The 25,784-nt window shown below is 71.9% G+C and carries 22 protein-coding genes; 16 read left to right on the forward strand and 6 right to left on the reverse strand.

Going from position 1 to position 25,784, the window contains the following annotated elements:
• Positions 1–217: 217 nt before the first annotated feature.
• The 8 genes from AC6JBM_RS13465 (at position 218) to gap (ending at position 12,421) form a co-directional block, all read left to right on the forward strand.
• Positions 218–1,588 carry an ABC transporter substrate-binding protein gene (locus AC6JBM_RS13465; RefSeq protein WP_497983941.1) on the forward strand — a complete coding sequence of 457 codons (1,371 nt, stop codon included), beginning with the start codon at positions 218–220 and terminating at the stop codon, positions 1,586–1,588.
• Positions 1,589–2,527 carry a carbohydrate ABC transporter permease gene (locus tag AC6JBM_RS13470; protein WP_497983942.1) on the forward strand — a complete coding sequence of 313 codons (939 nt, stop codon included), beginning with the start codon at positions 1,589–1,591 and terminating at the stop codon, positions 2,525–2,527.
• Positions 2,528–2,537: 10 nt separating this feature from the next.
• A complete protein-coding gene (locus tag AC6JBM_RS13475) occupies positions 2,538–3,419 on the forward strand; it encodes a carbohydrate ABC transporter permease (protein ID WP_497983943.1) in 882 nt (293 codons plus the stop codon).
• Between the two features lie 8 nt (positions 3,420–3,427).
• A complete protein-coding gene (locus tag AC6JBM_RS13480; RefSeq protein WP_497983944.1) occupies positions 3,428–5,761 on the forward strand; it encodes a glycosyl hydrolase family 28-related protein in 2,334 nt (777 codons plus the stop codon).
• Positions 5,762–5,774: 13 nt separating this feature from the next.
• Positions 5,775–8,642: a carbohydrate-binding protein gene (locus AC6JBM_RS13485; protein ID WP_497983945.1), complete on the forward strand. Its 2,868-nt coding sequence runs from the start codon at positions 5,775–5,777 to the stop codon at positions 8,640–8,642.
• A 28-nt stretch (positions 8,643–8,670) separates the two neighbouring features.
• Positions 8,671–10,275, forward strand: a complete 1,605-nt coding sequence (locus AC6JBM_RS13490; protein ID WP_497983946.1) for a glycoside hydrolase family 13 protein — start codon at positions 8,671–8,673, stop codon at positions 10,273–10,275.
• Between the two features lie 117 nt (positions 10,276–10,392).
• Positions 10,393–11,385 carry a GlxA family transcriptional regulator gene (locus AC6JBM_RS13495; RefSeq protein WP_497983947.1) on the forward strand — a complete coding sequence of 331 codons (993 nt, stop codon included), beginning with the start codon at positions 10,393–10,395 and terminating at the stop codon, positions 11,383–11,385.
• 25 nt (positions 11,386–11,410) lie between these two features.
• Entirely contained in the window at positions 11,411–12,421 is a 1,011-nt protein-coding gene (gap, locus tag AC6JBM_RS13500; RefSeq protein WP_350625148.1) for a type I glyceraldehyde-3-phosphate dehydrogenase, read from the forward strand.
• Positions 12,422–12,432: 11 nt separating this feature from the next.
• Here the strand turns inward: gap and AC6JBM_RS13505 are convergent, their stop codons facing one another.
• Complete coding sequence (locus AC6JBM_RS13505) at positions 12,433–13,413, reverse strand: LacI family DNA-binding transcriptional regulator (RefSeq protein WP_497983948.1); 981 nt, start codon at positions 13,411–13,413, stop codon at positions 12,433–12,435.
• A 172-nt stretch (positions 13,414–13,585) separates the two neighbouring features.
• Between AC6JBM_RS13505 and AC6JBM_RS13510 the strand changes: the two genes are divergently transcribed.
• A complete protein-coding gene (locus AC6JBM_RS13510; RefSeq protein ID WP_350625144.1) occupies positions 13,586–13,984 on the forward strand; it encodes a MarR family winged helix-turn-helix transcriptional regulator in 399 nt (132 codons plus the stop codon).
• On the opposite strand, the gene AC6JBM_RS13515 is transcribed toward AC6JBM_RS13510, so the two are convergent.
• Positions 13,981–14,793 (reverse strand): MBL fold metallo-hydrolase, encoded by an 813-nt coding sequence (locus tag AC6JBM_RS13515; protein WP_497983949.1) that lies wholly within the window; start codon positions 14,791–14,793, stop codon positions 13,981–13,983. The genes AC6JBM_RS13510 and AC6JBM_RS13515 overlap by 4 nt on opposite strands.
• 375 nt (positions 14,794–15,168) lie before the next feature.
• On the opposite strand from AC6JBM_RS13515, the gene AC6JBM_RS13520 reads away from it, so the two are divergent.
• From AC6JBM_RS13520 to AC6JBM_RS13530, 3 genes are all read left to right on the forward strand, one after another.
• Positions 15,169–15,603 (forward strand): DUF6582 domain-containing protein, encoded by a 435-nt coding sequence (locus tag AC6JBM_RS13520; RefSeq protein ID WP_497983950.1) that lies wholly within the window; start codon positions 15,169–15,171, stop codon positions 15,601–15,603.
• Position 15,604: 1 nt separating this feature from the next.
• Entirely contained in the window at positions 15,605–16,906 is a 1,302-nt protein-coding gene (locus AC6JBM_RS13525; protein WP_497983951.1) for an NAD(P)/FAD-dependent oxidoreductase, read from the forward strand.
• Positions 16,907–17,272: 366 nt separating this feature from the next.
• Positions 17,273–17,827 (forward strand): hypothetical protein, encoded by a 555-nt coding sequence (locus tag AC6JBM_RS13530; RefSeq protein WP_497983952.1) that lies wholly within the window; start codon positions 17,273–17,275, stop codon positions 17,825–17,827.
• A gap of 75 nt (positions 17,828–17,902) precedes the next feature.
• Here the strand turns inward: AC6JBM_RS13530 and AC6JBM_RS13535 are convergent, their stop codons facing one another.
• Positions 17,903–18,091, reverse strand: a complete 189-nt coding sequence (locus tag AC6JBM_RS13535; RefSeq protein ID WP_497983953.1) for a hypothetical protein — start codon at positions 18,089–18,091, stop codon at positions 17,903–17,905.
• Between the two features lie 62 nt (positions 18,092–18,153).
• Between AC6JBM_RS13535 and AC6JBM_RS13540 the strand changes: the two genes are divergently transcribed.
• Both AC6JBM_RS13540 and AC6JBM_RS13545 read left to right on the forward strand, forming a co-directional pair.
• The gene (locus AC6JBM_RS13540; protein ID WP_497983954.1) at positions 18,154–18,540 is read left to right on the forward strand and encodes a hypothetical protein; all 387 of its coding nucleotides are present in this window, start codon (positions 18,154–18,156) and stop codon (positions 18,538–18,540) included.
• Positions 18,541–18,563: 23 nt separating this feature from the next.
• Positions 18,564–19,229, forward strand: coding sequence for a GNAT family N-acetyltransferase (locus tag AC6JBM_RS13545; protein WP_497983955.1), 666 nt, complete (start codon positions 18,564–18,566; stop codon positions 19,227–19,229).
• A 156-nt stretch (positions 19,230–19,385) separates the two neighbouring features.
• Here AC6JBM_RS13545 and AC6JBM_RS13550 read toward each other — a convergent pair whose 3' ends face one another.
• A complete protein-coding gene (locus AC6JBM_RS13550; protein WP_497983956.1) occupies positions 19,386–21,248 on the reverse strand; it encodes a serine/threonine-protein kinase in 1,863 nt (620 codons plus the stop codon).
• A 95-nt stretch (positions 21,249–21,343) separates the two neighbouring features.
• On the opposite strand from AC6JBM_RS13550, the gene AC6JBM_RS13555 reads away from it, so the two are divergent.
• Entirely contained in the window at positions 21,344–22,030 is a 687-nt protein-coding gene (locus AC6JBM_RS13555; RefSeq protein ID WP_497983957.1) for a DUF7933 domain-containing protein, read from the forward strand.
• 625 nt (positions 22,031–22,655) lie between these two features.
• Positions 22,656–23,714, forward strand: a complete 1,059-nt coding sequence (locus AC6JBM_RS13560; RefSeq protein ID WP_497983958.1) for a lysylphosphatidylglycerol synthase transmembrane domain-containing protein — start codon at positions 22,656–22,658, stop codon at positions 23,712–23,714.
• A 105-nt stretch (positions 23,715–23,819) separates the two neighbouring features.
• Here the strand turns inward: AC6JBM_RS13560 and AC6JBM_RS13565 are convergent, their stop codons facing one another.
• Positions 23,820–24,173 (reverse strand): hypothetical protein, encoded by a 354-nt coding sequence (locus AC6JBM_RS13565; protein ID WP_497983959.1) that lies wholly within the window; start codon positions 24,171–24,173, stop codon positions 23,820–23,822.
• A gap of 322 nt (positions 24,174–24,495) precedes the next feature.
• On the reverse strand, positions 24,496–25,266 hold the full coding sequence (uppS, locus tag AC6JBM_RS13570) for a polyprenyl diphosphate synthase (RefSeq protein WP_497983960.1): 771 nt from the start codon (positions 25,264–25,266) through the stop codon (positions 24,496–24,498).
• Positions 25,267–25,784 lie beyond the last annotated feature (518 nt).

The raw sequence follows: 25,784 nt of genomic DNA on the forward strand, positions 1-25,784 counted from the left end.
GGAATCGACGGGAAAGCGCACTGGCTGAATCGGTTAAGCGGCTGCTACCTGGGCTGTAGTGCGGTTTCAGGTCCGGTAAACCGCGCTGACGGGGCGGCGGGCTTGTCGAGTTTTTGCAACGAACGCTGGACTTCTGGCGGCAATACTCGTACTGTCTGCGACACCGAAACGAAACAAAAGCCTTTCCCGCATCCCGTCCGCCTGAAGGGATAGATCGATGTCGATAAAAGCACTCCGTTTGGCGCTCGTCGTCGCGCTCGGGGCCACCACGCTCGCCGCGTGCGGCGACAGCAAGGACGACACCGCCGCCGACGGCCCGACGACCATCGTGGTCGACTGCCCGCCGCAGAAGACCGACAACGGCGGCAAGTCGCTGCAGCTGTGGAACGACGACGTGGCCGCGTTCCAGAAGGCCCACCCCGGCGTCACCGTGAAGACCGTCTCCGTCGGCAGCCAGTGCGACAACCCGCCGGACTTCACCGCCCGGCTGCAGGGCGGCACGCAGGCCGACCTGTTCTACGGGTACATGACCGACCTGGACCAGGTGCTCGACGCCGACGCGGCCGAGGACATCACCAAGTACATCACCGCCGACACGATCCCGAACTGGGACAAGGTCCTGCCCGCGATCAAGGACCCGTTCATCGAGAACGGCAAGACCTACGGCATCGGCTACGCCGGCTACGGACTCGGCCTCGTCATCAACAAGAAGCTCTTCCAGCAGGCCGGCCTCGACCCCACCAAGCCCCCGGCCACCTGGCAGGAGGTCGCCGCGGCGGCCAAGAAGATCAGCGCGCTCGGCAACGGGATCGCGGGCTACCAGGAGTACAGCGCCGGCAACACCGGCGGCTGGCACTTCTCGGCCGCCCTGTACTCCCGCGGCGGCTCGGTGGTCAGCGACGACGGCAAGAAGGCCGCGTTCAACACCACCGAGGGCAAGGCGGTGCTGCAGCAGCTGCACGACATGCGGTTCACCGACAACAGCGTCGGCGAGAAGCAGCTGCTGCAGTGGGCCGACCTGCTCACCAACGCCGGCGCCGGCAAGGTCGGCATGTACGTCGGCGCGCCCGACACCATCAAGGCGATCGTCACCCAGTTCAAGGGCGCCTACGAGGACTGGGCGATCGGCCCGATGCCCGGCGACAACGGCCCGGCGAAGACCACGCTCGGCGGCGGCAGCGGCTACTTCTTCAAGAAGGGCCTCTCCCCGGCGCAGATCAAGGCCGGCCTGCAGTGGCTCGCCTTCGAGGAGTTCACGCCCGGCCAGGGCCAGTTCAACTACGTGGCCCAGAAGGCGATGGGCGTGCCCGTCGGCCTGCCCGAGCCGCTCATCTGGAAGCCCGGCACCGACGTGCAGCAGCAGGACGACGAGCTCAAGAAGGCCAACAGCAACCTGAACCTGGCCGACTACGCGCCCTACGCCAACAACCCGATCACCATCAAGGCCGAGCCGCCGCGCGCCCAGGCCATCTACGCCGTGCTCGACGCCGCGATGTCCGCGGTGCTCACCCAGCCCGGCGCCGACATCAACGGCCTGCTGAGCACGGCCGAGCAGAAGGTCAACACGATCCTGTCCCAGGAGTCCTGAGTGGACGGCGCGGTCCGGCTCGACAGCGCGGTGCGGCCGGCCCGCGCCATCCCGAAGACGCAGCGTCTGTGGCAACGACGCCTGGTGCACAACCTGACCGGGCACGGCTTCCTCGCCGGGGCGGTGGTCTGCTTCGCGGTGTTCTCGTGGTATCCGATGGTCCGCGAGTTCATCATGAGCTTCCAGCGCACCCGGCGCGGGGTCACCACCTGGGTCGGCTGGGACAACTACGTGCGCCTCTGGCACGATCCCAGCTTCGCCGCGGCGTGGCGCAACACCGCGATGTTCACGCTGCTGGCCCTGGTCATCGGGTACGCGCTGCCGTTCTTCATCGCCGTGCTGCTCAACGAGCTGCGCCACGCCCGGGGCTACCTGCGGGCCGTGGTCTACCTGCCGGTGATGCTCCCGCCCGCCTCGGCGCTGCTGCTCTTCCGCTACGCCTACGACCCGGGCGACGCCGGCATCTTCAACCACCTCCTGCACGCCGTCCACCTGCCGACGTCGCAGTGGGTGCAGTCCACCACGATGACGACTCCCTCGCTCGTCATCGCGGCGACGTGGATGAACGTCGGAAGTTCGATCCTGGTGTACCTCGCCGCGCTGCAGAACATCCCGGGGGAGCTCTACGAGGCGGCCGAGCTCGACGGGGCCGGGCTGCTGCGGCGGCTGTGGCACGTCACCGTGCCGCAGACCCGGCTGATCCTGTCGCTGATGTTCCTGCTGCAGGTCGTGGCGACCATGCAGGTCTTCATCGAGCCGCTGATCCTGGCCGGCGGGGCCGGTGTCGAGGACTCGGCGACCTCGGTGGTCTACCTGATGTACCAGCACGCGTTCAAGCAGAACGACCTCAACGGCGCCGCCGCCCTCGGCGTGATGCTCATGGTCGTGCTGGCCGGCTTCTCCGTCGCCTACGCGCGGCTGAGCCCGAAGCAGGATTGAGGGCAGTCACATGGACACCGCCGCCCGCACGCTGATCTCCCCGGCCCGGCTCCAGCGCCCGGCCGCCCGCCGCGCCTACTGGGCGATCGTCATCGCCGTCGTGGTCCTCTTCACGATCGTGTTCACCGGCCCGCTGTACTGGATGGTGACCGGCGCGCTGAAGTCCGGCCCGGAGGTCGCCCAGATCCCGCCGACCCTGTATCCGCAGGACCCTCAGCCCGCCAACTACGCCGAGGCGTGGACGGCCCTGAGCCTCGGGCGGCTGCTGCTCAACACGGTCTGGTACGCCTTCGGCGCCCTCGCCTTCCAGCTGGTCTTCGACGTCGCCGCCGCCTACGCGTTCTCGAAGCTGCGCCCGGCGTTCGGCAACGGGATCCTGGCGCTGATGCTGGCCACGCTCATGATTCCCTCGACGGTGCTGGTGATCCCGCAGTACGTCACCGCCATCGACCTGCCGCTGGTGCACTGGAACCTGGTCGACACCCCGTGGGCGATCTGGCTGCCCGCGGTCACCAACGCCTTCAACATCTTCCTGCTCAAGCGGTTCTTCGACTCGATCCCGACCGACCTCATGGCCGCGGCGGCGATCGACGGCGCCGGGCCGCTGCGCAGCCTGTGGTCGATCGTCCTGCCGATCTCGCGGCCGATCCTCGGCGTCGTGTCCATCTTCTCGCTCACGGCCATCTGGAAGGACTTCCTCTGGCCGCTGCTGGTGGAGCCCTCGGCCGACAACCGGACCGTCAACGTCGGCATCTACGCCTTCTCGCAGGGCCTCACCCAGAACGTTGTCATCGCCGGCGCCGTCATCGCCGCCGTTCCGACCGTCGTGTTCTTCCTCATCTTCCAGAAGAACATCATGTCCGGCCTCACCACCGGCAGCCTGAAGGGCTGAAACACCCCATGTCACGTCGCATGTTCGCGGCGGCGCTGTTCGCTGCCGTCATCCTGTATCCGGTCCCCGCTTCCGCCGGTGTCACCCCGCCCGGCGCCAACGTTCCCTTCACCACCTACGAGGCCGAGAACGCGGCCACCAACGGCGGTCGGGTCGGCCCGTCCGTGGACTTCACCCAGCTCGCCGCCGAGGCGTCCGGTCGCCGCGCGGTCTCGCTGCGGGCCGGCCAATGGGTCGAGTTCACGCTCAAGGCCAAGGCCGACGCGGTGAACGTCCGCTACTCGCTGCCCGACGGCAGCCCGGACGCCAGGTTGCGCGTCTCCACCGGCACCGACCTGCCCCTCACCACCCGCTACTCGCACGTCTACGGCAACTTTCCGTACACGAACAACCCGGCCGACGGCGGTCAGCACCACTACTTCGACGACGTCCATGCGCTGCTCGGCCGCACCCTGGCCGCCGGCTCCCGAGTCCGGTTCACCGCCACCGCCCCGGTCGTCGTGGACCTCGCTGACTTCGAGCTGGCCGGCCCGCCCGCCGCCCGCCCGTCCGGCTTCCTCAGCGCGACCGACTTCGGCGCCGACCCGAGCGGCGCCGCCGACTCCGGGGCGGCGATCCAGGCCGCCCTCGACGCCGGGAAGGCCCAGGCCAAGGGGGTCTGGCTGCCCGCCGGCACCTACGCGGTCACCCGGCACCTGACCGCGGACGGCGTGACCCTGCGCGGCGCCGGGCCGTGGCACACCGTCCTGCGCGGCGCGAACGTCGGCATCTTCGGCACCGGCGCCGCCGCCGTGCACCTGTCCGGCTTCGCCATCGCCGGCGACACCACGGTCCGCGACGACTCCACCTCGGACAGCGGCCTGGGCGGGACCTACGGCCACGGGTCCACGGTGGACGACGTCTGGATCGAGCACACCAAGGTCGGCATGTGGTTCGACGGGCCCAGCGACGGGCTCACCGTGAGCCACGCCCGCATCCAGAACACCATGGCCGACGGCGTGAACCTCCACAACGGCGTCGCCCACACCGTCATCCGCGACACGTTCGTGCGCAACACCGGCGACGACGGGCTCGCGATGTGGTCGGATGGCAACGCCGACCACGACAACGCGTTCGTGCACGACACGGTGATCGCCCCGCTGCTGGCCAACGGCTTCGCGATCTATGGCGGCCGCGACAACGCCGTCACCGACAGCGTCGCCGCCGACACCGTCACCCAGGGCGGCGGCATCCACGTCGGCAACCGCTTCGGCGCCGTGCCGCTCGCGGGCACCACGACCATCGCCCGCAACGTGCTGCTGCGCGCCGGGAACCTGGTGCCGAACCCGCCCGAGGAGGTCGCGGCGCTGTGGTTCTACGCCGCGGACGCCCCGATGACCGGTGCCGTCGACGTGCACGACGTGTCCATCGTGGACAGCCCGTTCGCGGCCGTGCAGTTCTTCGGCAAGCGCATCGACAACGTGCGCCTGGACCGGGTCGCGATCATCCGGCCCGGGACGTTCGCGCTCCAGCTGCAGGCGCCCGGCTCCGCGCGCTTCTCGTGGGTGGTCGCGACCGCCGGGAAGTACGACTGCGGCAGTGGCTTTGTCATCGACCGCGGCCCCGGGAACCTCGGGTGGACGGGCACCCGCTGCGGCTTCCCGCCCGCCGGCGCGCTGAAGCTGAGCGCGGACAGCCTCGACTTCGGCAACCTGGCCCTGCACACCGCCGGGACCAAGACCTTCACCATCACCAACCCCGGCCCGAAGCCGATCGACGTCCGCGCGCTGCGGGCCCCGGCCGGCTACACGGCCACCGCCCCGTGCTCGACGATCGCCGTCGGGGCGACCTGCACGGTCACCGTCACCTTCGACCCGGACCACGCCGGCGTCTTCGCCGAGCGGATCATGGTCGACACCACCTCGCCCGCCGGGCCGTACGTCGTCTCCGTCCGGGGCATCGGCTTCGACCCGGACGGCAACCTCGCGCTCGGCCAGCAGATCACGTCCAGCTCGCAGGCGCTGTCCTGGACCGGGCCGGCCAACCTGATCGACGGCGACCCCGGCACCTACTTCGAGAGCGCCAACAACGCCTTCCCGCAGACCGTGACCCTCGACCTCGGCGACACCCGCACCGTGGACCGGCTCGTGCTCAAGCTCCCGCCGAACTGGGGCGCCCGCACGGAGACGATCGAGGTCAACGGCCTGGTGCCGGCGACGGACTACACCCTCGACCCGGACACGGGCAACGCGGTCACCATCACGTTCCCGCCGGCCGCGCTGCGCACGATCACCCTGACCTTCACCGCGAACAACGGCTGGCCCGCCGCCCAGCTGTCCGAGTTCGAGGTCTACGCGCATTAGAAGGGAGCACCACATGCAACGACGACTGATCGTCGCGGCGGCCGCCACCGCCGCGGCCATCGCGGCCGCCGCCGTCGCCCTGGCCGCCCGTCCCGCCGACGCGGCCACCGCCACCTACCAGGCCGAGTCGGCCACCCTCTCCGGGGGCGCCGCCGTCGCCACCGACCACAGTGGATACACCGGCAGCGGGTTCGTCGCCGGGTACACCGACGGCAACAAGGGCAGCGCCGCCACCACGTTCAGCGTGCAGGCCGGCAACCAGCTGGCGCTGCGGTACGCCAACGGCACCGGCTCGGCCAAGACGCTCTCGCTCTACGTCAACGGCGCCAGGCTGCGGCAGATCTCGCTGCCGGCGACGGCGAACTGGGACACGTGGTCGACGGCGACCGAGTCCGTCTCGCTGACGGCCGCGAGCAACACGGTGGCCTACCGGTTCGACAGCGCCGACTCCGGCAACGTGAACCTCGACAGCGTCACGGTGTCGACCGCCGCCTCGAGCGGCCTGGAGGCCGAGAACGCCACGCTGTCGGGCGGGGCCGTCGTGGCCACCGACCACAGTGGATACACCGGCACCGGGTTCGTCGGCGGGTTCACCGACGGCAACAAGGGCAGCGCGTCGGTCGGCTTCACCGTGCCGGCCACCTCGTCCCTGACGCTGCGCTACGCCAACGGCACCGGGGCCGCGATGACGCTGTCGCTGTACACCGGCGGCGTGAAGCTGCGGCAGATCTCCCTGCCGGCGACGGCGAACTGGGACACCTGGGCCACGGCGACCGAGGCCGTGAACCTGACGGCCGCGAGCACCACGGTCGCCTACCGGTTCGACAGCACCGACTCCGGCAACGTCAACCTCGACAACCTGACCGTCGGCGTGGCCCCTTCGCCGACCCCGTCCACATCGACCCCGCCTGGATCTCCGTCGACCTACGAGGCCGAGACCGCGTTCTTCTCCGGCGGGCCGAGCGTCTCCGGCGATCACCTGACCGGCTTCTCCGCCGTGGGCGCGCGGGTCATCGTGTCCGTGAACGCGCCCGCCGCCGGCGCGCGGCAGGTCTCGCTGCGCTACACGAACACGTCCGGTGCCGTGCGCACGCTGTCACAGTACGTCAACGGCATCAAGATCGGACGCGTGAACCTGCCGGCCGGGTCGGGGTGGCTCACCGCCAACCAGACCGTCACCCTCCGCGCCGGGCTCAACCTCATCGGCTGGCAGGTCGACAGCGGCGACACCGGCGGCGTCGACATCGACTCGGTCGGCGTCACCGGCGGCCTGGCCCTGGCCGCCCGCGGGGCGACGCTGCCCTACACCGAGTACCGCGCGGCCGACGCGACCACGAACGGCACGAAGCTCGCCGCGAGCCGCACCTTCCTCACGGTGGCCAGCGAGGCGACCGGGCGGCAGGCCGTCCAGCTCACCGGCACCGGGCAGTACGTGCAGTTCACGCTGAGCAAGCCGGCCAACGCGCTCACGATCCGCTACTCGATCCCGGACAGCGCGGACGGGGCCGGGGCGAGCGCGCCGATCTCGCTCTACGCGAACGGGACCCACGTCAAGGACATCACGCTCACGTCCCGCTACTCGTGGGTCTACGGGTCGTACCCGTACACGAACGTGCCCTCGCAGGGCTCGGCGCACCACTTCTTCGACGAGACCCGCGCGACGATCGGTGACTGGCCCGCCGGGACCGTCCTGAAGCTGCAGAAGGACGCGTCCGACACGGCGAGCTCGTACACGATCGACATCGTCGACGCCGAGCAGGCCGCGGCCGCGTACACCATGCCGGCGAACTTCGTGTCCATCACCACCTACGGCGCCACCTCCGGCGACGGCTCGGACGACACCGGCGCGATCAACAACGCCGTGTCGGCCGCGCGCAGTGCCGGACAGGGCGTGTGGATCCCGGCCGGGACGTTCGACATCACCAGCCGGATCAACCTCGCGGGCGTCGCGGTGCGCGGGGCCGGGCAGTGGTACAGCACCGTGAAGGGCCGCAACGGCAAGGGCGGGTTCTTCGCCACCGGCTCCGGGGTCACCATCGCCGACCTGACGATGTCCGGCGACGTCACCTACCGCGACGACGCCAACTTCGACACCGGCATCGAGGGCAACTTCGGCACCGGCTCGCTGCTCTTCGACGTGCGCGTCGAACACACCAAGACCGGCGTGTGGGTCTCCGCGGGCACCGACGGCCTCTACGTCGCCGCGCTGCGCATCGCGAACACGTTCGCCGACGGCGCCAACCTCAACGCCTACCTGGGCAACGTCAGCAACACGCGCTTCGATCAGTCCTCGGTGCGCAACACCGGCGACGACGCCCTGGCGATGTTCTCCCAGACGAACCCGGTGACGAACTCGTCGTACACCTTCAACACGGTCCAGACGCCGCTGCTGGCCAACGGCATCGGCATCTACGGCGGCAGCGGCAACGTGGCCGCGGACAACCTGGTGTCGGACACCGTGACGGGTTCGGCCGGCATCACCGTCAGCAGCCGCTTCGGCATCCCGTTCAGCGGCCCGACGACCGTCACCCGCAACACTCTCACGCGCACCGGCGGCTACGAGCCGAACTGGCAGTCGAACCTCGGCGCGCTGTGGGTCTACGCCAACCAGTCCGACATCACCACTCCGGTGACCCTGTCCTACAACACGATCGCGGACAGCACCTACCAGGCGGTGCTGCTCAGCGACAGCCACCGCATCGGCAACCTGCTGCTGGACCACCTCACCATCACCGGCGCCGGCACCTGGGGCATCGACGTGCTCAACGTCAGCGGCGCCGCCACCGCCAACTACGTGACCGTCACCGGGGCCGCATCCGGCGGCCTCAACAACCCGGGCGGTTACCCGATCACCCGCGGCCCGGGCAACTCGGGCTGGTAAACCCGCAACCTCATTGGGGAGACGCTCCATGCGTTCGAACGGCTGGTGGCGCACCGCCGCCATCTACCAGATCTACCTGCGCAGCTTCGCCGACGGCGACGGAGACGGCGTCGGTGACCTCGCCGGCCTCCGGGCGCGGCTGCCCTACCTGCGGGAACTGGGCGTCGACGCGCTCTGGCTGACGCCGTGGAACGTCTCCCCGATGGCCGACGGCGGCTACGACGTCGCCGACTACCGCGACATCGACCCGCTCTTCGGCACCCTCGCCGACGCCGAGGGCTTCCTCGCCGAGGCGCACGAGCAGGGCCTGCGGGTGCTCGTGGACCTGGTGCCGAACCACTGCTCGGACGCGCATCCGTGGTTCCGGGCGGCGCTCGCCGCGCCGCCCGGCGACCCGGCCCGGGAGCGCTTCTGGTTCCGGCCCGGCCGCGGCGCCGGCGGCGAGCTGCCGCCGAACGACTGGCGCTCGTACTTCGGCGGCCCGGCCTGGACCCGGCTGCCCGACGGCGAGTGGTACCTGCACATGTTCGCGCCCCAGCAGCCCGAGCTGAACTGGGAGCACGAGGGCGTGCGGGCCGAGTTCGAAGACGTGCTGCGGTTCTGGTTCGACCGCGGCGTCGACGGCTTCCGCATCGACGTCGCCCACGGCCTCATGAAGACGCCCGGCCTGCCGGACGTGGGCGCCGACCCGGACCCGGCCGACCTGCCCTACCAGGACCACGAGGGCGTCCACGAGATCTACCGCGCCTGGCGGCGCATCGCCGACGCCTACGCCGACCCGCGGGTCTTCGTGGGCGAGGTCTGGCTGCCGACGACGGCGCAGTTCGTGCGGTACCTGCGCCCGGACGAGCTGCACTCCGCCTTCAACTTCGAGTTCCTGTGCTGCGCCTGGGAGCCCAACGCGATCCGCAAGACGATCGACGACACCCTCGACACGCACCGGCTCGTGGGCGCCCCGCCGACCTGGGTGCTGTCCAACCACGACACCATCCGCCACGTGACCCGCTACGGCCGCGAGGACACCACGTTCGACCTCGGCAACCGCCGCCACGGCGCGTTCACGGACCCGGCCCTGGGCACCCGCCGCGCCCGCGCCGCCGCCCTGCTCACCCTGGCCCTGCCCGGCGGCGTGTACGTCTACCAGGGCGACGAGCTCGGCCTCGCCGAGGTCGAGGACATCCCCCTGGAGCGCATCCAGGACCCGACGTGGGAGCGCTCGGAGCACACCGACCGCGGCCGCGACGGCTGCCGCGTCCCGCTGCCCTGGTCCGGCGGCGAAGCCCCGTTCGGCTTCTCGCCACCGGGCGCGGCCGAGCCGTGGCTCCCGCAGCCCGCGAGCTGGTCGGCCCTGACCGTCGAGGCCCAGGAGCCGGACGCCACCTCCATGCTGCGGTTGTACCGCCAGGCGCTCGCGATCCGCCGCGAGCACCTGACCACGCTGCCGGAGGACATCGCCTGGATCACCAGCGACGACGGCGTCCTGGCCTTCCGCCGCGGCGAGGGCTTCGCGTGCGTCGTGAACTTCACCGCGGCCCCGGCCCGCCTCCCCGCCCACACCGAAATTCTCCTGACCAGCGAGCCCCTGCTCGGCGGCCTCCTGCCGGCCGACGGGTGCGCCTGGCTGGCGCTCTGACGGCACCGCCACCCGCCGGGGTCCGGTCGTTCGCGTCCGGACCCCTGGCGGGAAACTTGCGGTCCGTGGCTTTCCAGACACTTCCCCCGGGGCCGCCGCGGGTGTGACGCTGCTCGGGTGAGAACGATCCACCGAGTCGTGGTGCTCGTGCTCGACGGGGCCAAGCCGCTCGACGTGGGCATTCCGGCGCAGGTCTTCACCAACCGCCCGGGGATGCCCTATGCCGTGCACGTGTGCGGGGCCGCGCCCGGCCTGGTCGCCGGGGGAGACGGGCTGGCCTACCACGTGGCCGAGGGGCTCGACGCGTTCGACGCCGCCGACACGATCTTCATCCCCGGGTACCGGCATCCCGACCGGGAGGAGCCGCCGGCCGAGGTCGTCGCCGCGCTGCGGGCCGCCCACGCGCGCGGGGTGCGGCTCGCCGCGATCTCGACCGGCGCGTTCGCGCTGGCCGCGACCGGGCTCCTGGACGGCAAGCGGGCCACCACGCACTGGCACTACACGCGCGAGCTCGCCCGGCGCCACCCCGCCATCCGCGTCGACGAGGACGTGCTCTTCGTCGACGAGGGGGAGGTGCTCACCTCGGCCGGGGCGGCCAGCGGGATCGACCTCTGCCTGCACCTGGTGCGGCGGGACCACGGCGTCGCGCTGTCCAATGTGGTCGCCCGGCGGCTCGTCGCGGCGCCGTACCGCAGCGGGGGACAGGTGCAGTACATCCCGCGCAGCGTTCCCGAGGCCGTCGGCGAGCACTTCGCCGCCACCCGGCAGTGGGCGCTCGAGCGGCTCGGGGAGCCGTTGGCCCTCGAGGACCTGGCGCGCAACGCGAACGTGTCGGCGCGGACGTTGTCGCGCCGGTTCGTGCAGGAGACCGGCTACACGCCGACCCAGTGGATCCTGCGCGCCCGCGTCGACCAGGCGCGGGAGCTGCTGGAGCGCAGCGGGCTCGGCGTCGAGCAGATCGCGGCGCGGGTCGGGCTCGGCACCGGGGCAAACCTGCGGCTGCACTTCCAGCGGATCCTGGGCACGTCACCCAGCGAGTACCGGCGGACCTTCGCCCGGCCGCATGGCGAGATGCTTGCGGAGACTGGCGAGCCGTCCGCTGTCGCCTGATCGGGCGGACGGGGACGATTGCCGCATGTCTGGACGAATTGCCATCAACGGTTTCGGTCGCATCGGCCGCAGCGTGCTGCGCGCGATCGTCGAGCGCGGCAGCGAGCTGGAGGTCGTCGCCGTCAACGATCTCGCGGCGCCGGCGGCGCTGGCGCAGCTGCTGCGGTACGACACCACCCTCGGAAGATTCGGGCGCCCGGTCGCGGCCGAGGGCGACGAGCTGGTCGTCGACGGCCGGCGCATCCGGGCCCTGGCCGAGCGCGAGCCGCTCAAGCTGCCCTGGGCCGAGCTCGGCGTCGACATCGTGCTCGAGTCCACCGGCCGGTTCACCGCCGCCGACGCCGCCCGCGCGCACCTGGAGGCCGGCGCCGAGCGCGTGCTCGTGGGCGCGCCGTCCGCGGGGGCCGACGTCACGCTCGCGTACGGGGTGAACACCGAGGCCTACGACCCGTACCGCCACACCATCGTGTCGAACGCCTCCTGCACCACCAACGCGCTCGCCCCGCTGGCCGCCGTGCTCGACGGGCTGGCCGGGATCGAGCACGGGTTCATGACCACCGTGCACGCGTACACGCAGGAGCAGAACCTCCAGGACGGCCCGCACCGGGACCCGCGCCGCGCCCGGGCCGCCGGCGTGAACATCGTGCCGACCACCACCGGCGCCGCGAAGGCGATCGGGCTCGTGCTGCCGGGCCTGGCCGGGCGACTGTCCGGCGACTCGATCCGGGTGCCGGTCCCGGTCGGATCGCTGGTCGAGCTCAACGCGACCGTCGAGCTCGACGTGACGCGCGAGGCGGTGCTGGACGCCTACCGCGAGGCGGCCGAGGGCCCGCTGAAGGGCATCCTGTCGTACTGCACCGACCCGATCGTCAGCGCGGACATCGTCGGCGACCCGGCGTCGTGCGTCTTCGACTCGGCGCTGACCAGGGTCGACGGGCGGCATGTCAAGGTCGTCGGCTGGTACGACAACGAGTGGGGCTTCGCCAACCGGGTCGTCGACACCCTCGGCCTGATGAGTGCAAAAACCATCGCGTAGATCGCAACCGCTTACGGAGCGGCGGCCGTCGAGGACCGGACGATGAGCTCGGGCTCGAACAGCTCCTCCTCGAGGGGCACCGGCCGCCGCTCGATCTGCGCGACCAGCGAGTGCACCGCGGCCACCCCGATCGCGCCGATCGGCTGGCGCACGGTGGTCAGCGGCGGGTCCATCATCGGCATGTAGACCGAGTCGTCGAAGCCGACGACGGACAGCTGCTCGGGCACCCGCAGCCCCTGCTTGCGGGCCCCGCGGATGGCGCCGAGGGCGAGCGTGTCGCTGGCGCAGACCACGGCGGTCGCCCCGGCCTCCAGCAGCGGCGCGACCGCCGACTGCCCGCCGGCGATGGAGAACATCGTGTGCGCGACGAGCCGCCTGTCGGTGGCGAGCTTGCGGAACTCGGTCAGCTTGCGCTCCGAGGGCACGTGCCCGCGCGGCCCGACGATCAGCCCGATCCGCTGGTGGCCCAGGTCGCGCAGGTGCGTGACGGCCAGGTCGACCGCGACCGCGTCGTCGACGGCGACCCGCGGCACGCCGAGGTTCTCGTCGGCCTCGTTGATGAGCACGATCGGCAGCCGCCGGGCCCGCAGCGCCTTGGCCTGCTCGGGCCCGGCGTCGACGTAGCTGGCCCCGACGAAGATGATCCCGGCGACCTTGCGGGCCAGCAGCATCTCGATGTAGTGCGCCTCGGACACCCCGTCGGCGGTGCGGGTGCACAGCACCGGGATGAGCTTCTGGCGCACCAGGGCGCCGGCCATCGCCTCCGCGTAGGCGGGGAAGATCGGGTTGTGCAGGTCGGGCAGCACCATGCCGACCAGGCTGCCGAGCTCGCGCCGGTGCCGGGTCGGGCGCTGGTAGCCCAGCACGTCGAGCGCGGTCAGCACCGCGTTGCGGGTGTCCGCGCCGATGCCGGGCACGTCGCGCAGGACGCGGCTGACCGTCGCCTCGCTGTACCCCGCGTACTTCGCCACCTCGGAGAGCCTCGTCGCCACGGGCTCAGCGTACCGTCTCCGGCAAGAACCGTCGCTATGCCCGCAAGAACTTGCGCATCGTGCTGGCGACCAGCTCGGAACTCGCCGTGCGTGAGCTTCCCGGCCCGGCCTGACCTCGGCGTGTTCCAATATGGGCATGGTTGCGCCCCGGACTGGCTTGGATCCCGCCCGCTTGACCGTCGCCGTCGAGCGCGTGTTCAGCCTGTTGCGGCAGGGCAACCCGCCCAACGACATCAGCCTGACCGCCGCGTCGACGATCTGGCGGCTGCAGCAGGAGGGGCCCCGCAAGCTGACCGACCTCGCCGCCGCGGAGGGCGTGACCCAGCCGGCCATGACCCAGCTCGTGCAGCGCCTGGAGCGCGAGGGCCTGGTGGTGCGCTCCGCCGAGCCGACCGACCGCCGCGTCGTGCTGATCGAGGTCACCCAGGCCGGCATCGACCTGCTGGAGCGGCGCCGCGCCGTGCGGGCCGGGCACCTGGCCGGGCTGATGGCCGGCCTGACCGAGCAGGACGAGGAGCTCATCGCCGCCGCGCTGCCGGCCCTGGAGCGCCTGGCCCGCGAGCGCCGCTAGCCGTACGCCGGAACCGGGCTCGCCTTCAGGCTCACCGTCTCGCCGCGCAGGATCGGCAGCACCGTGGCCGGGATGTGGGCGGTGACCGTCGGCTGGAGGAAGTTCGAGAGCGGGTCGCGGAACACGCCGTAGTCGTCGTAGTGGATGGGGATCACGCGGTCCGGCCGGATCAGGTTGGCCAGGGCCACGCCGTCGCGGGCGTCCATGGTCACCAGCGCGCCCAGGATGCGGGTGCCGCCCAGGTGCAGCAGCGCCGTGTCGATGCCGGGGAAGCGCTCGGGGATGTCGCGCAGCAGGCGCCGGTTGAATCTGGTGTCGCCGGAGACGTACAGGCGCAACCGGCGGAACCCGTCGACCTCCCAGTCCAGGATGGTGCCGATGGTCGTCGGCATCGCCAGGTGCAGCCCGGTCGGCCCGTGGCGGGCCGGGACCGCGGTGATGCGCAGGGTCTCGTTGCCGCGGCGCAGCACCATGTCGCTCCAAGGGCGCAGCCCGACGGCATCGTGGAAGCGCCACCGCCGGAGTTGCCGCGCGGCCGGGACGGTGGTGAGCACGGGCACGTCGTGGGGGAGCCGGTGGCGGGCGATCCGGTCGAAGTGGTCGCCGTGCAGGTGCGACAGCACGACGGCGTCGAGCGGGGGCAGGTCGTCGGGGCCGAGTGCGGGCTCGGTGAGGCGGCGGCTCGACACCCCGTGGCCGAGGTAGGCGCGCTGCCCGCGGTGCAGGAAGTTGGGGTCGGTCAGCAGGGTGAACGTGCCGATCCGGAGCAGGACGGTCGCGGTACCGATGAACGTGGCGGACGTCTCCATGTCGCCTCCTTCGTCGTCGACGCGATCCACTACCCCCCCTTCCGCCGGACGACACGGCATCATCGGCTCCCGTGGGCGACGCTCTTGGCCTCGCGTCGCCGTCGGCCTTGCGTCTGGCCTTGCGTCTGGCCTTGCGTCGCCGTCGGCCTTGCGTCTGGCCTTGCGTCGCCGTCGGCCTTGCGTCTGGCCTTGCGTCGCCGTCGGCCTTGCGTCTGGCCTTGCGTCGCCGTCGGCCTTGCGTCTGGCCTTGCGTCGCCGTTGGCCTTGCGTCGCCGTCGGCCTTGCGTCTGGCCTTGCGTCGCCGTTGGCCTTGCGTCGCCGCGACGGCGGCAGTGCGGCCCGAATACATCATCCCGCTTCGGGTAACCGTGCTGTATGGCTGCAAACAGGAAGCGTTCCGGCACCCTCGACGCCGCCGAGCGCAACGCGATGTCCGACAGCACCTTCGCGTTCCCGCGGCTGCGCAAGGAGCCGCTCAACGACGCCACGCACGTGCGCAACGCGATCGCGCGGTTCGATCAGGTGCGCGACGCCAGCGACGACGAGCGGGCCGAGGCGTTCCGGCGCATCAAGCGGGCCGCGAAGCGCCACGGCGTCGAGATGACCGAGACGAGCTGGCAGGAGCTGGGCAAGCCGACGCGCACGATGAAGTCCTCGGACAAGCCGCGCACCCCGAACAAGGCGACCAGCAACCAGCCCCGGTCCGAGCGCTCGCGCGACGACCTGTACGCCGAGGCCAAGCGCCGCAACATCCGCGGCCGGTCGGCGATGACCAAGGCCGAGCTGGTGCAGGCGCTCGGGAACCGCTGACGTGGGGCGCCCCCGCATCGTCATCGTCGGGGCGGGGTTCGCGGGCTACCAGGCGGCGCGGACGCTGCTGCGCCGGTCCCGTGGCGCGGCCGAAGTCGTGCTCGTGAACCCCACCGACTACTTTCTGTACCTGCCGCTGCTGCCCGAGGTGGCGGGCGGCGCCCTTGACGCGCGCGCCATCTCGGTGTCGCTGCCGGACACGCTGCCCGGGGTGCGGCTCGTGCTCGGCGAGGTCGACGCCGTCGACCCGCACGCGCGCACCGTCCGGTACGTGGGCCCGGAGGGGGATGTGGGCTCGTTGGAGTACCACCGGCTGATCCTGGCGGCCGGGAGCGTCACGAAGCTGCTGCCCATCCCGGGCGTGGCCGACCACGCGCACGGCTTCCGCGGCATCCCCGAGGCGTTGTACCTCCGCGACCACCTCATCCGCCAGATCGAGCTCGCCGACGCCGCCGAGGACGCCGCCGAGCGCCGGGCGCGGATGACGTTCGTGGTCGTCGGCGCCGGATACACCGGGACCGAGGTCGCCGCCCAGGGCCAGCTGCTCACCGCCGACATCGCCGCCCGCCACCCGCGCCTGCGCGACGAGCCGCCGCGCTGGCTGCTGCTGGACACGGCCGATCAGGTGCTGCCCGGCATGGACGCGCGCATGGCGGCCGGCGCCGAGCGGGTCCTGCGGCGGCGCGGCATCGAGGTGCGGCTCGGCACCTCGGTGCGGGAGGCGACGGCCGGCGGCGTCACGCTCACCGACGGGCGCGATGTGCCCTCGCGCACTCTGGTCTGGTGCGTCGGCGTACGGCCCGACCCGGTCGTCGAACGCGCCGGGTTGCCCACGGAGGCGGGCCGCGTCCGCGTCGACGCGCACCTGCGAGTGCTCGGCTTTCCCGACGTCTTTGCCTGCGGGGACGGCGCCGCGGTGCCGGACCTGTACAACCCCGGCCGCTACACGCCGACGACCGCGCAGCACGCGGTGCGGCAGGGGCGGCTCGTCGCGAGCAATGTCGCGGCCTCCTACGGGATCGGGCGGCTTCGGCGGTACCGCCACCGCGACCTCGGCTTCGTGGTCGACCTCGGTGGTAGGGAGGCCGTCGCCAACCCGTTGCAGGTGCCGCTGTCGGGCCTGCTCGCGCGCACGATCACGCGCGGCTACCACCTCGCGGCCCTGCCCGCCAACCGCCTGCGGACCGCCACCGGCTGGCTGTTCACCGCGGCCGGCTCGCGCCCGGGCGTGCAGCTGGGGCTGGTCCGGGGGCACGAGGTGCCGCTCGACACTGAGGCGCCCGAGCTCGCCCGGCACCGTTAGCCGTCGCTCGGCACCGTTAGCCGTCGCTCGGCACCGTTAGGCCCTCGCTCGGCACCGTTAGCCGTCCCCGGCACCGTTAGCCGTCGCCCGGCACGCTTCGCTGTCCGGATGTTGCGGTGTGTCGGTGTTTCTGCCGGCGGGCGCGTGCGGGTTGCCGGGCACGCTGTGGTGTTCGGTCGTTGCGGCGTGTAGTTCGGCTTGGTCGGCGCGGCCGGGGTTTCGCTCGACAGCGGCTTGGCCGGGCCAGTGCCGGTCGCCGGCCCGCTGCCGCGACTCGCGCGAGTCTGGGCAGGCACGACCGGCCGTCGGCCGCTCCATCACCGTGGGTGAGGCCGGGTCCCACCCGGCCGAATTAGGGTCGGCCCTATGTCAACGACCGCCACCGCCCTCGCCGTCATCGTGATCGTGCTGATCGTCATCGCCGCGGTCGCGACGGGCATCGGCCAGCGTCGCCGCTCCAAGGATCTGCGCCGGCGGTTCGGCCCCGAGTACGACCGCGCGGTCGCGGAACAACCCTCCCGGCGCGCGGCCGAACGCGACCTGCGCCAGCGCGAGCAGCACCACGACAGCCTCGCGCTGCGGGAGCTGGACCCGAACCAGCGCCGCGTGTACGCGGACCGGTGGCAGCGGACCCAGGCCCACTTCGTCGAGGAGCCTGAGGCGGCGACGCGGGAGGCCGACGAGCTCGTCACGCAGGTCATGGCCGAGCGTGGCTACCCGGTGGACGACTTCGACACGCGGGCCCAGGAACTCAGCGTCGAGCACGCCGAGACCCTGGGTCACTACCGCGAGGCGCACGAGATCAACAAGGTCAACGAGCGCGGCCAGGCCTCGACCGAGCAGCTGCGCCAGGCCTTGATGCACTACCGAGCCCTCTTCGCCGATCTGCTCGGCGACCGCCCGGCTACCGGAAAGGCATGATCGCCATGCGTGACCCGTCAATGGACCCCGAGCAGCCGACCTACCCGACCTCGGAGCCGCCGGCTGCACAGCCGCCTACCGAACCATCACCCGGTGCGCCTTCCCGTGGTGCGCCTCCGCCTGCCGCGCCTGCGCCTGGTGGGCCTTCACCTGCCGCGCCTGCGCCTGGTGCGTCTTCGCCTGCCGCGCCTCCGCCTGGTGCGCCTCCGCCTGGTGGGCCTTCGCCTGCCGCGCCCGCGCCTGGTGCGTCTTCGCCTGCCGCACCTCCGCCTGGTGCGTCTTCGCCTGGTGCGTCTTCGCCCGAGTCGCCTGCTGCGGGGGCGCCTGTGCCGGGTGAGACCGTTTCGCGGACGGCCGGCGATTCGCCCGCCACCACGCCTGCTCAGACGCCCTCCCCGACGGGCGCTCAGACGGCGGCCGAGGCCGCGCCGGGTGCCGGGACGCGGGAGACGCCGATCTGGGACAGCGCGCGGGCCGAGGAGATCCGCCGGCGCTGGCACGATTTGCAGACCAATTTCGTCGAGAACCCCGGCCGCAGTGTCGGGGAGGCCCGGCAGCTCGTGGACGAGGCGGTCGAGGGTCTCACGGCCAGCGTCCGCGGGCGGGAGGAGCAGCTCGAGCGGGCCGGCGCGCGTTCGTCGGACAGTACGGAGGGTATGCGTGACGCTGTGTTGCAGTACCATCACCTGCTCGATCGGCTGCTGTCGGTCTGACGAGGTTTGATCTACTTGGCGGCATGAGTGAGCTGCGTGGGCTGTTCGCGCGCTGGGCACAAGGCTGGACCGCCGCGCGGGAACTGCCCGCGGCCGACGACCTCGGCGACGGGCTGCGGGTGCACTGCCGGCAGCTGGGGCGCGAGATCGAGTACTTCGCGCTGGACGACGACCCCGGCGCGCTGACCCGGCTGGCGGGTCTCGTCGCGGCCGAGGACGCGATCACGTGGCTGACCGTGCCGACGACCGATACGGCCCGTTCGGCCGCGGCGATCGAGCGGGCCGGGCTGGTGCTGCTGCGGTCCTCGGAGCGGCTGATGGCCACCGATCTGGGGGCGCATCCGCGGGTTGCGGTGCGAGAGCCGTACCGGATGGAAATTCAGGCTGACGGGTCCTGCATCCGCGTGTCCGTTTCCGCGCCCGGCGACGCGTGGGCGGCGCGCGGCTTCGCCGGCCTCAGTGCCCGCACGGCCGTGCCCGACCGGATTCTGACCGGCCCCGACCATCGGCGCCGCGGCCTGGCCGCCGCCGTCATGGGCGCCCTCGCGTCCGCCGCCGCCGAGCGGGGCGCGGAGGAGGGCATCCTCGTCGCGAGCGAGGAGGGCCGGCTGCTCTACGGCACGCTCGGGTGGCGCGAGGCCGCCCAGGTGCTGATCGCGTCGACGCCGGGGGTCGAGTACCCGGACTGAAGCGTCTTGGTCACGGCGTGTCGGTGCTGAGCGACGGTGTCCCGCCGGGGTACGTGGCGGTCATCCGGCCTGAAGTGACTTGGTCACGGCGTGTCGGTGCTGAGCGACGGTGTCCCGCCGGGGCACGTGGCGGTCATCCGGCCTGAAGTGACTTGGTCACGGCGTGTCGGTGCTGAGCGACGGCGTCCCGCCGGGGCACGTGACGGTCATGGTGACGCGGGTGTTGCCGTGCCGGAACGTCACGCTCGCGACGGCGGCCGGCCCGGTCTGCTCGTCGTCGACCTTCCACGACTTCGCCGGCGTCCGATCGGTGATCCGCGCCATCCCGTCGGCGCACTCGGCCGTGACCGCGCCGCCCTCCGAGGTGAACGTCCGCGAAGCCGGCGGCCGGTCGGTCGCCGGCGGTGTGACCGGGTCCGTGGTCGTCGCCACGCCGGTCGCGCCGCCGGTCGGGCCGGGGTCCCCGCCGATGGTCGCCACCGCGGTGCCGCCGCCGTTGCCCGCGACGCTCGGCCCCTTGCCGGTGGCGGCGTTGCCCGGGTTCGCGGCGGCGCCGGACGAATTGTCGGACCGGCTCGCAACCGCCGGGGAGACGGCCGGGTCCGCAAACCAGGGCAGGGACTCCGCCGGCACCGCGTGGTCCGGCGCCGAGGCGAGCACCCAGGCGAGGACGACGGCCGCCGTCGCGCCCCCGGCCGCCGCCACCGCCGGCCACGCCGTGTCCCGAATCCTCGACATGCGCGGCTCCGCCGTGGCGCGCAGGACCCCGGCGACCTCCGCGGCGCTCGGCCGCGACCGCGGATGCTTGGCGAGGCAGCGGCGGCACAGGTCGGCGACGGCGGGCGGCACGCCGGGCAGCCGCGGGAGCGGTGCCGGGACCCGGTGCTGGTGCGCGTCGAGCACGTCCGGCCCGCCGGCGACCGGCCAGGGCAAAGTGCCGGCGAGGAGTTTGTACAGCACCACGCCCAGCGAGTACACGTCGGACGCCGCGGTGACCGGGTCGGAGCCGAGGCGCTCCGGCGCCAGGTACTGCGGGGTGCCGAACACCGGCCGCCCGCTCGCGTTCGTGTCCGTGAGCGCTTCCGGCCCGACGAGCGTGGCGATGCCGAAGTCGACGAGCTTGGCGCCGGCTGGGGACAGGATCACGTTCGCCGGCTTCACGTCGCGGTGCACGAGGCCGTGGGCGTGCGCGGCGGCCAGGCCGGCCGCGACCTCGGCGCAGATGCGTAGGGACTCAGCGGGCGGGAGCGGTCCCTCGGCGAGGCGCTGGGCGAGGGTCTGGCCGGGGACGAGCTCCATGACGACGTACGGCATCGGCCCGTCACCCGTCGTCGCGCCGCCTGGTTGCGTCTCGCTCCCGGTTCGCCCTCCGGCGGCTTGTGGTGTCTCGTTTCCGGTCGGCCTTCCGGCTTGTGGTGTCTCGTTTCCCGCTGCCCTTCCGGCTCGGAGCGTCTCGTTTCCGGCCGGCCTTCCGGCTTGTAGCGTCTCGCTTCTGGCTTGTGGTGTCTCGTTTCCGAATGGTCTTCCGGCTTGCCGTGTCTCGCCGGTCCTCGATGGCTTGTCGTCGCCGGGGAAGGCTTCGCCGTAGTCGTACACCTGCGCGATGTTCGGATGCGAGAGCACGGCCGCGGCGCGGGCCTCGTCCCGGATTCGGCGCCGGGAGCGCTCATCTGCCGCGTACCGTCCGGACAGCACCTTCACCGCGACGGAGCGCCCCAGGACCGAGTCGTGGGCGAGCCAGACCACCGACATTCCCCCGACGCCGAGGATGTCGTCCAGCCGGTACCGCCCGCCGAGCACCCGGGGCTCGTCACCGGCACCGCTCCCGTTCATCGGGAGCACGGTACACATCGATTGCTGATCTCCGTGATCCGGCCCGGTTCGTGCGGGATTGTGCCTATATTGCGATCGTGGAGCCACGGTGGGTAATCGCACGCGGACGCGGAAGCGCAACAAGACTGTCGTGGCAGCCGGTGGCGCTAGCCGTCGCTGTGCTGACAGGTCTGTCACCGGCAGCATCGAGCGACCGCGTCGTCACCGTCAGCCCTTCCCTGGCCGCGGCTCCTGGTGTTTCCGCAGGCCCTATCGCGTCGGGCGGCCCGACTGCCCCGGCCGTGCCGCCCATCACCGGACAGCCGTACGTGGCGGCGTTCTTCGCCGTCCCGGCCACCGTCCCGATCGGGGAACCCACCGCGCTCGGCATCGCCGTGTTCAACCCGTCCCGGGCGGCGGTCCCATTCGCGTTCACCGCCACCTTCCCGCCACATCTGAAGATCACCGCGATCGGCGCCCCGCCACAGAACACCTGCGGTGGCCCGGTCACCACGGCGCAAGACGGGACAAAGGTCACCACCTGGGGCCGCGTCGAGCCCATGCCGGGCGGTTGCGGCGTCATCCTGCCGGTGATCGCCGACCAGATCGGCACCTACGCCGCCGCGGACGTCGCTTTCAGTGAGGTCGCCGGTGTGCCGGCGGGGGTCGCCGACATCAGAGGCACGTGCGGCGACCATTGTGGCGCCCTCGCCCCGACGCTGACGGTGACCACGACGCTGGCCCCGCAGACGATCACGTTCGGCCCGCTCGCCGACGCGGCCCTGTCGACCACGACGGTGCGCCTGACCGGCTCCGCGTCGTCCGGGCTGCCGCTGACCTACACGAGCCAGACCCGGCCCGTGTGCACCGTCTCCGATGCGACGGTCACGCTGCTGACGCTCGGCACCTGTACGATCACTGCCGACCAGCCGGGCAACGCCACGTACGCCGCGGCCGAGCCGGTCACCGCATCCTTCACGATCCGGTGAACTGCCGCCGATCACGCTGTGTGATTGACATCGAATTACCGGCATTGCGATTACCGGTAATTCGATAATTCGGTAATCCGCCGCCCGCTCGAGGACCTGCCGACAGCGCGGGGTGTCGCGAAGGCGGGCCCTTCTGAGCTTGTGTGCGGTGCGCTGACAGCGGCCGGATCGTCGTTTGCGCCGCTCGCCGCTCGCCGCTCGCCGCTCGCCGCTCGCCGCCCAGCCGCCCAGTCGCCCAGCCGCCCAGTCGCCCAGCCGCTCGCCGCTCGCCGCTTGCCGCCTGCCCCTTGCTGCTTCCCGCTTGCCCCTTGCTGCTTCCCGCTTGCCCCTTGCTGCTTCCCGCTTGCCCCTTGCTGCTTCCCGCTTGCCCCTTGCCGCTTGCCCCTTGCCGCTTGCCTCGCCGCTTGCCCCTTGCTGCTTGCTGCTTGCCGTTTGCCTCGCTGCTTGCCGCTTGCCGCTCGCCGCTCGCCGCTCGATTGCGGTGGGCGGCGGATGCCTCGTGGGTGCGGATGGGGGCTTGCGCGTGGCGGGGCGCCGGGCGTTGACCGCCCCCGGAATGCCGGTTGAGACGCTGGCCACGGTGCCGGGGGCGAGGGTGTGAAATCCCGTTGGGGATAATCAGACGGTGTCCGCGCCCACTACGCCCGAGCTCGCGCCCCCGGCCCCGCCGCGGCGGCGCCGTCGGCGTTGGGTGCGGCTCGCGGTCATCGGGGTCATCGCGGTCGTCCTCGCGACGATCGGACTGCACGGGCGGCTGCCGTCGCCGCAGGACATTTTGGCGGCGTTGGGCGGCGCGAAGTACAGCTGGATTGCTCTTGCCGCCCTGCTCCAGGTGGCCTCCATCGAGTCGTTCGCGCTGCAACAGCGCCGGTTGCTCAACAGCCTCGGCGCGCATCTGACCCGCGGGCACGTGATGGCGATCACGCTCGCGGGCACGGCGTTGTCGATTTCCATGCCCGCCGGGCCGGCCGTGTCGACGGCGTTCACGATCCGGGAGTACCAGCGCGGCGGCGCGACCCGCGAGGCCTCCGCGGCGTCCGCGATCGTCTCCGGGCTGGCCTCCATCGGCGGGCTCGCGCTGCTCTACGCCGGTGGCGGCCTGGCCCTGGTCGCCCGCAACCCCGACGGCCTGCTCAGCTGGCGTCCGCTCGTGGTCGTCGTCGTGATGGCCGCGCTCACCACCGCGCTGGTCCTGGCCGGCCGCCGGTTCGCGCGCCGTCCCGCCCCGGCGCCGGACGCGCGGCCCACGGCCGGCAATCGGGTCACCCGGGCACTGCAGGGCCTGCTGCGCGCGGCCGGCGACGCATGGCGGGCCGGGGCCGGGTTGCGGGCGTTGGACTGGGTGTTCGCCCTGGTGTACGCGACCGTGAAGTGGCTCGCCGACCTGCTCTGTCTCGTCGCCGTGGCCGAGTCGCTGCATCTGCCGGTGGGCGTGGCCACGATGGCGACGGTGTACCTGACCGTGCAGATCGTTCGCCAGGTCCCGTTGACCCCGGGCGGCGTCGGCGTAGTCGAGACCGCCCTGATCGCGGGCCTGACCGCCGCGGGCGCGACCGGTGTCGGCGCCGCCGCGGCCGTGCTCGTGTACCGGGTGCTGTCCTGCTGGGCGCTGATCCCGATCGGCGGGGTCGCGGCCGTGGTACTGCGGCGGCAGCGTGGGCGGGAGAGCGGTAGCGGCTCGTAGTTCTGCGGTGACCGTGAGGGCGGGGGAGCAAGCGGTGGGCGTGGTCCTGCCGCCCGGCGCGGGCGGTAGCCGTACTCCGGCGGCGGCGCCGGCTGCGGCTTCGTCCTATGACATCGGGGCGCCCTCGTCCTGTGAAGGCGGTGCCGGCGGGAGAGCGGGAAGCGGGTCAGCGGCGAGCACCTCGTCGACGAACCGGCGCCCGTCCGCGATCTCCAGCCGCGTGGTCCAGCCCAGCTCCCGGGCCCGCCGGATCAGCCGCTCGGCCAGCGCCGGCCGGTAGATGTGCGAGACCACCTCGAAGCCGGTTCCGCGCCATGGCAGGCTCATTCGGAACAGTGACCGCTTGTCGCCGAGCGGGTACGCGGTGAGCACGATCGTCTCCGGGTTGCTGCGCACAGCCACGTGGTACTGCGCACCGTCGACGACGATGGTCTTCCCCGATCGTCCGTGTTTGTGCACGCGCCCACGGTAGTCGCTCAGTCGGCGAGCGGGCCCGCATCGCGCGCACGCCTCGGCCGTGGCGTCGCTGGTGGCGGATTGTCTCGGCTGTGGTGCTGCCCGGGCGGTCGTTGGTGTGGTGGTCGTGCTCGGGCGCGCGGGAGCCGGTGCGGCGGCGCAGCTCTTGGTCGGCGACGATGGCGGCGGCCACGAGCAGGACGGCGCCGAGCGTCAGGCCGAGCGCGTAGCCGTCGCTGAGCGAGGCGGGCGTGGTGCGCGAGCCGGAGCGGTCATTGGCCGCGGTGCCGAACGCGGCCAGGCTCAGCGACGCTGTGGTGCCGGGTCAGGCACCGAACCGGCGATGGCGTGCGGCATAGGACCGTAGGGCGCGGAGGAAGTCGATTTTCCGGAAGCCGGGCCAGTAGACGTCGGTGAAGTGCAGCTCGGAGTATGCGGCTTGCCAGAGGAGGAATCCTGACATGCGGCGTTCTCCGCTGGTGCGGATGACCAGGTCGGGGTCGGGTTGTCCGCTGGTGTAGAGGTGAGTGGCGATCTGGTCGGTGGTCAGCCGTTGGGCGATGGCGTCGATGGTGTGACCGGCTCGCCCTTGCTCTTCGAGCAGCGATCGGATGGCGTTGAGGATTTCTTCGCGGCCGTCATAGCCGATGGCGATGGTGAGGTGGAAGGGCGTGTTGCTGTCTCGGGTGGCCTCCTCGGCCAGTTTGAGGGCGTGCCTGGTGGAGACGGGAAGGACGTCGAGCCTTCCGGCTGGGTGGATCTGCCAGATGCTGGAAGGCCGGGTCAGGCGTTCAGCGACGACTTCCTCGATCATGCACAGGAGGTTGTCGACTTCGTCGGAGCCTCGTTTCTGCAGGTTGTCGACGGAGGCGACGAACGCGGTCACGTGCTGGATGCCGATTTCGGCGCACCATTGGAGGACCTCGTCGAGGTGCTCTGCCCCGTAGCGGTGGCCGATTTTGACGTCGGCGAACCCGGCCTGTCGTGCCCATCGGCGGTTGCCGTCCATGACGATCGCGACGTGCCGGGGCAGGCTCGCGCCGGCCAGCTGCGCGTTGAGGCGCCGCGCGTAGAGCGAGTAGGCAGTCTTCTTCACCGTCGTCCACATTCGCGAGATCTCATCATCGCGGAGCTGGCGGTTCAGGTGTTTCGTTCATTCCTTCACGCGACTCTCACAACTGATCGCCAGTCAGGGACGGGATGAGGGTTGGTGCAGCTGCCAATTCCTCAACGGCCCGCCGGAGTCGTGGGGCACCGTCAAGGCCGGGTCGGTGGCGGTGAAGGCCAAAGCGAGGCAGCGCAAGCGGTTGACGAACGCGCCGCGGGGCCGGCGCACCGGCCGCACCCCGCTGGTGTCGCTGTCGATGTCGAGGCGGCAAGGCAACGGCGCCGCAAGTCCAGGATCCCGGAGGGCGAGGGTCAGCACGGGTTGCGGCCGCCACTGGTGGCCGCGGATTCCGGATACGGCGACGGCGGCCCCCTCAGGGCCGCCGTCGATGCACGCGGCATCGCCCACAGCGTCCAGGTCAAAGGCTGAACCCTCGTCCACCCCGCCGGGGCGACACCGGTGCGGCGTACCTGGTCCGGGCGTGGCCGCCCACCAACCGGCACCCG

The sequence above is a fragment of the Dactylosporangium thailandense genome, from assembly GCF_059739745.1.

Excerpts from the sequence above, each read along its gene's own strand:
- AC6JBM_RS13465 (WP_497983941.1), top strand. The coding sequence starts at position 218 with ATGTCGATAAAAGCACTCCGTTTGGCGCTCGTCGTCGCGCTCGGGGCC.
- AC6JBM_RS13475 (WP_497983943.1), top strand. The coding sequence starts at position 2,538 with ATGGACACCGCCGCCCGCACGCTGATCTCCCCGGCCCGGCTCCAGCGC.
- AC6JBM_RS13480 (WP_497983944.1), top strand. The coding sequence starts at position 3,428 with ATGTCACGTCGCATGTTCGCGGCGGCGCTGTTCGCTGCCGTCATCCTG.
- AC6JBM_RS13485 (WP_497983945.1), top strand. The coding sequence starts at position 5,775 with ATGCAACGACGACTGATCGTCGCGGCGGCCGCCACCGCCGCGGCCATC.
- AC6JBM_RS13490 (WP_497983946.1), top strand. The coding sequence starts at position 8,671 with ATGCGTTCGAACGGCTGGTGGCGCACCGCCGCCATCTACCAGATCTAC.
- gap (WP_350625148.1), top strand. The coding sequence starts at position 11,411 with ATGTCTGGACGAATTGCCATCAACGGTTTCGGTCGCATCGGCCGCAGC.
- AC6JBM_RS13515 (WP_497983949.1), bottom strand. The coding sequence starts at position 14,793 with ATGGAGACGTCCGCCACGTTCATCGGTACCGCGACCGTCCTGCTCCGG.
- AC6JBM_RS13520 (WP_497983950.1), top strand. The coding sequence starts at position 15,169 with ATGGCTGCAAACAGGAAGCGTTCCGGCACCCTCGACGCCGCCGAGCGC.
- AC6JBM_RS13530 (WP_497983952.1), top strand. The coding sequence starts at position 17,273 with ATGTCAACGACCGCCACCGCCCTCGCCGTCATCGTGATCGTGCTGATC.
- AC6JBM_RS13545 (WP_497983955.1), top strand. The coding sequence starts at position 18,564 with ATGAGTGAGCTGCGTGGGCTGTTCGCGCGCTGGGCACAAGGCTGGACC.
- AC6JBM_RS13550 (WP_497983956.1), bottom strand. The coding sequence starts at position 21,248 with ATGCTGCCGGTGACAGACCTGTCAGCACAGCGACGGCTAGCGCCACCG.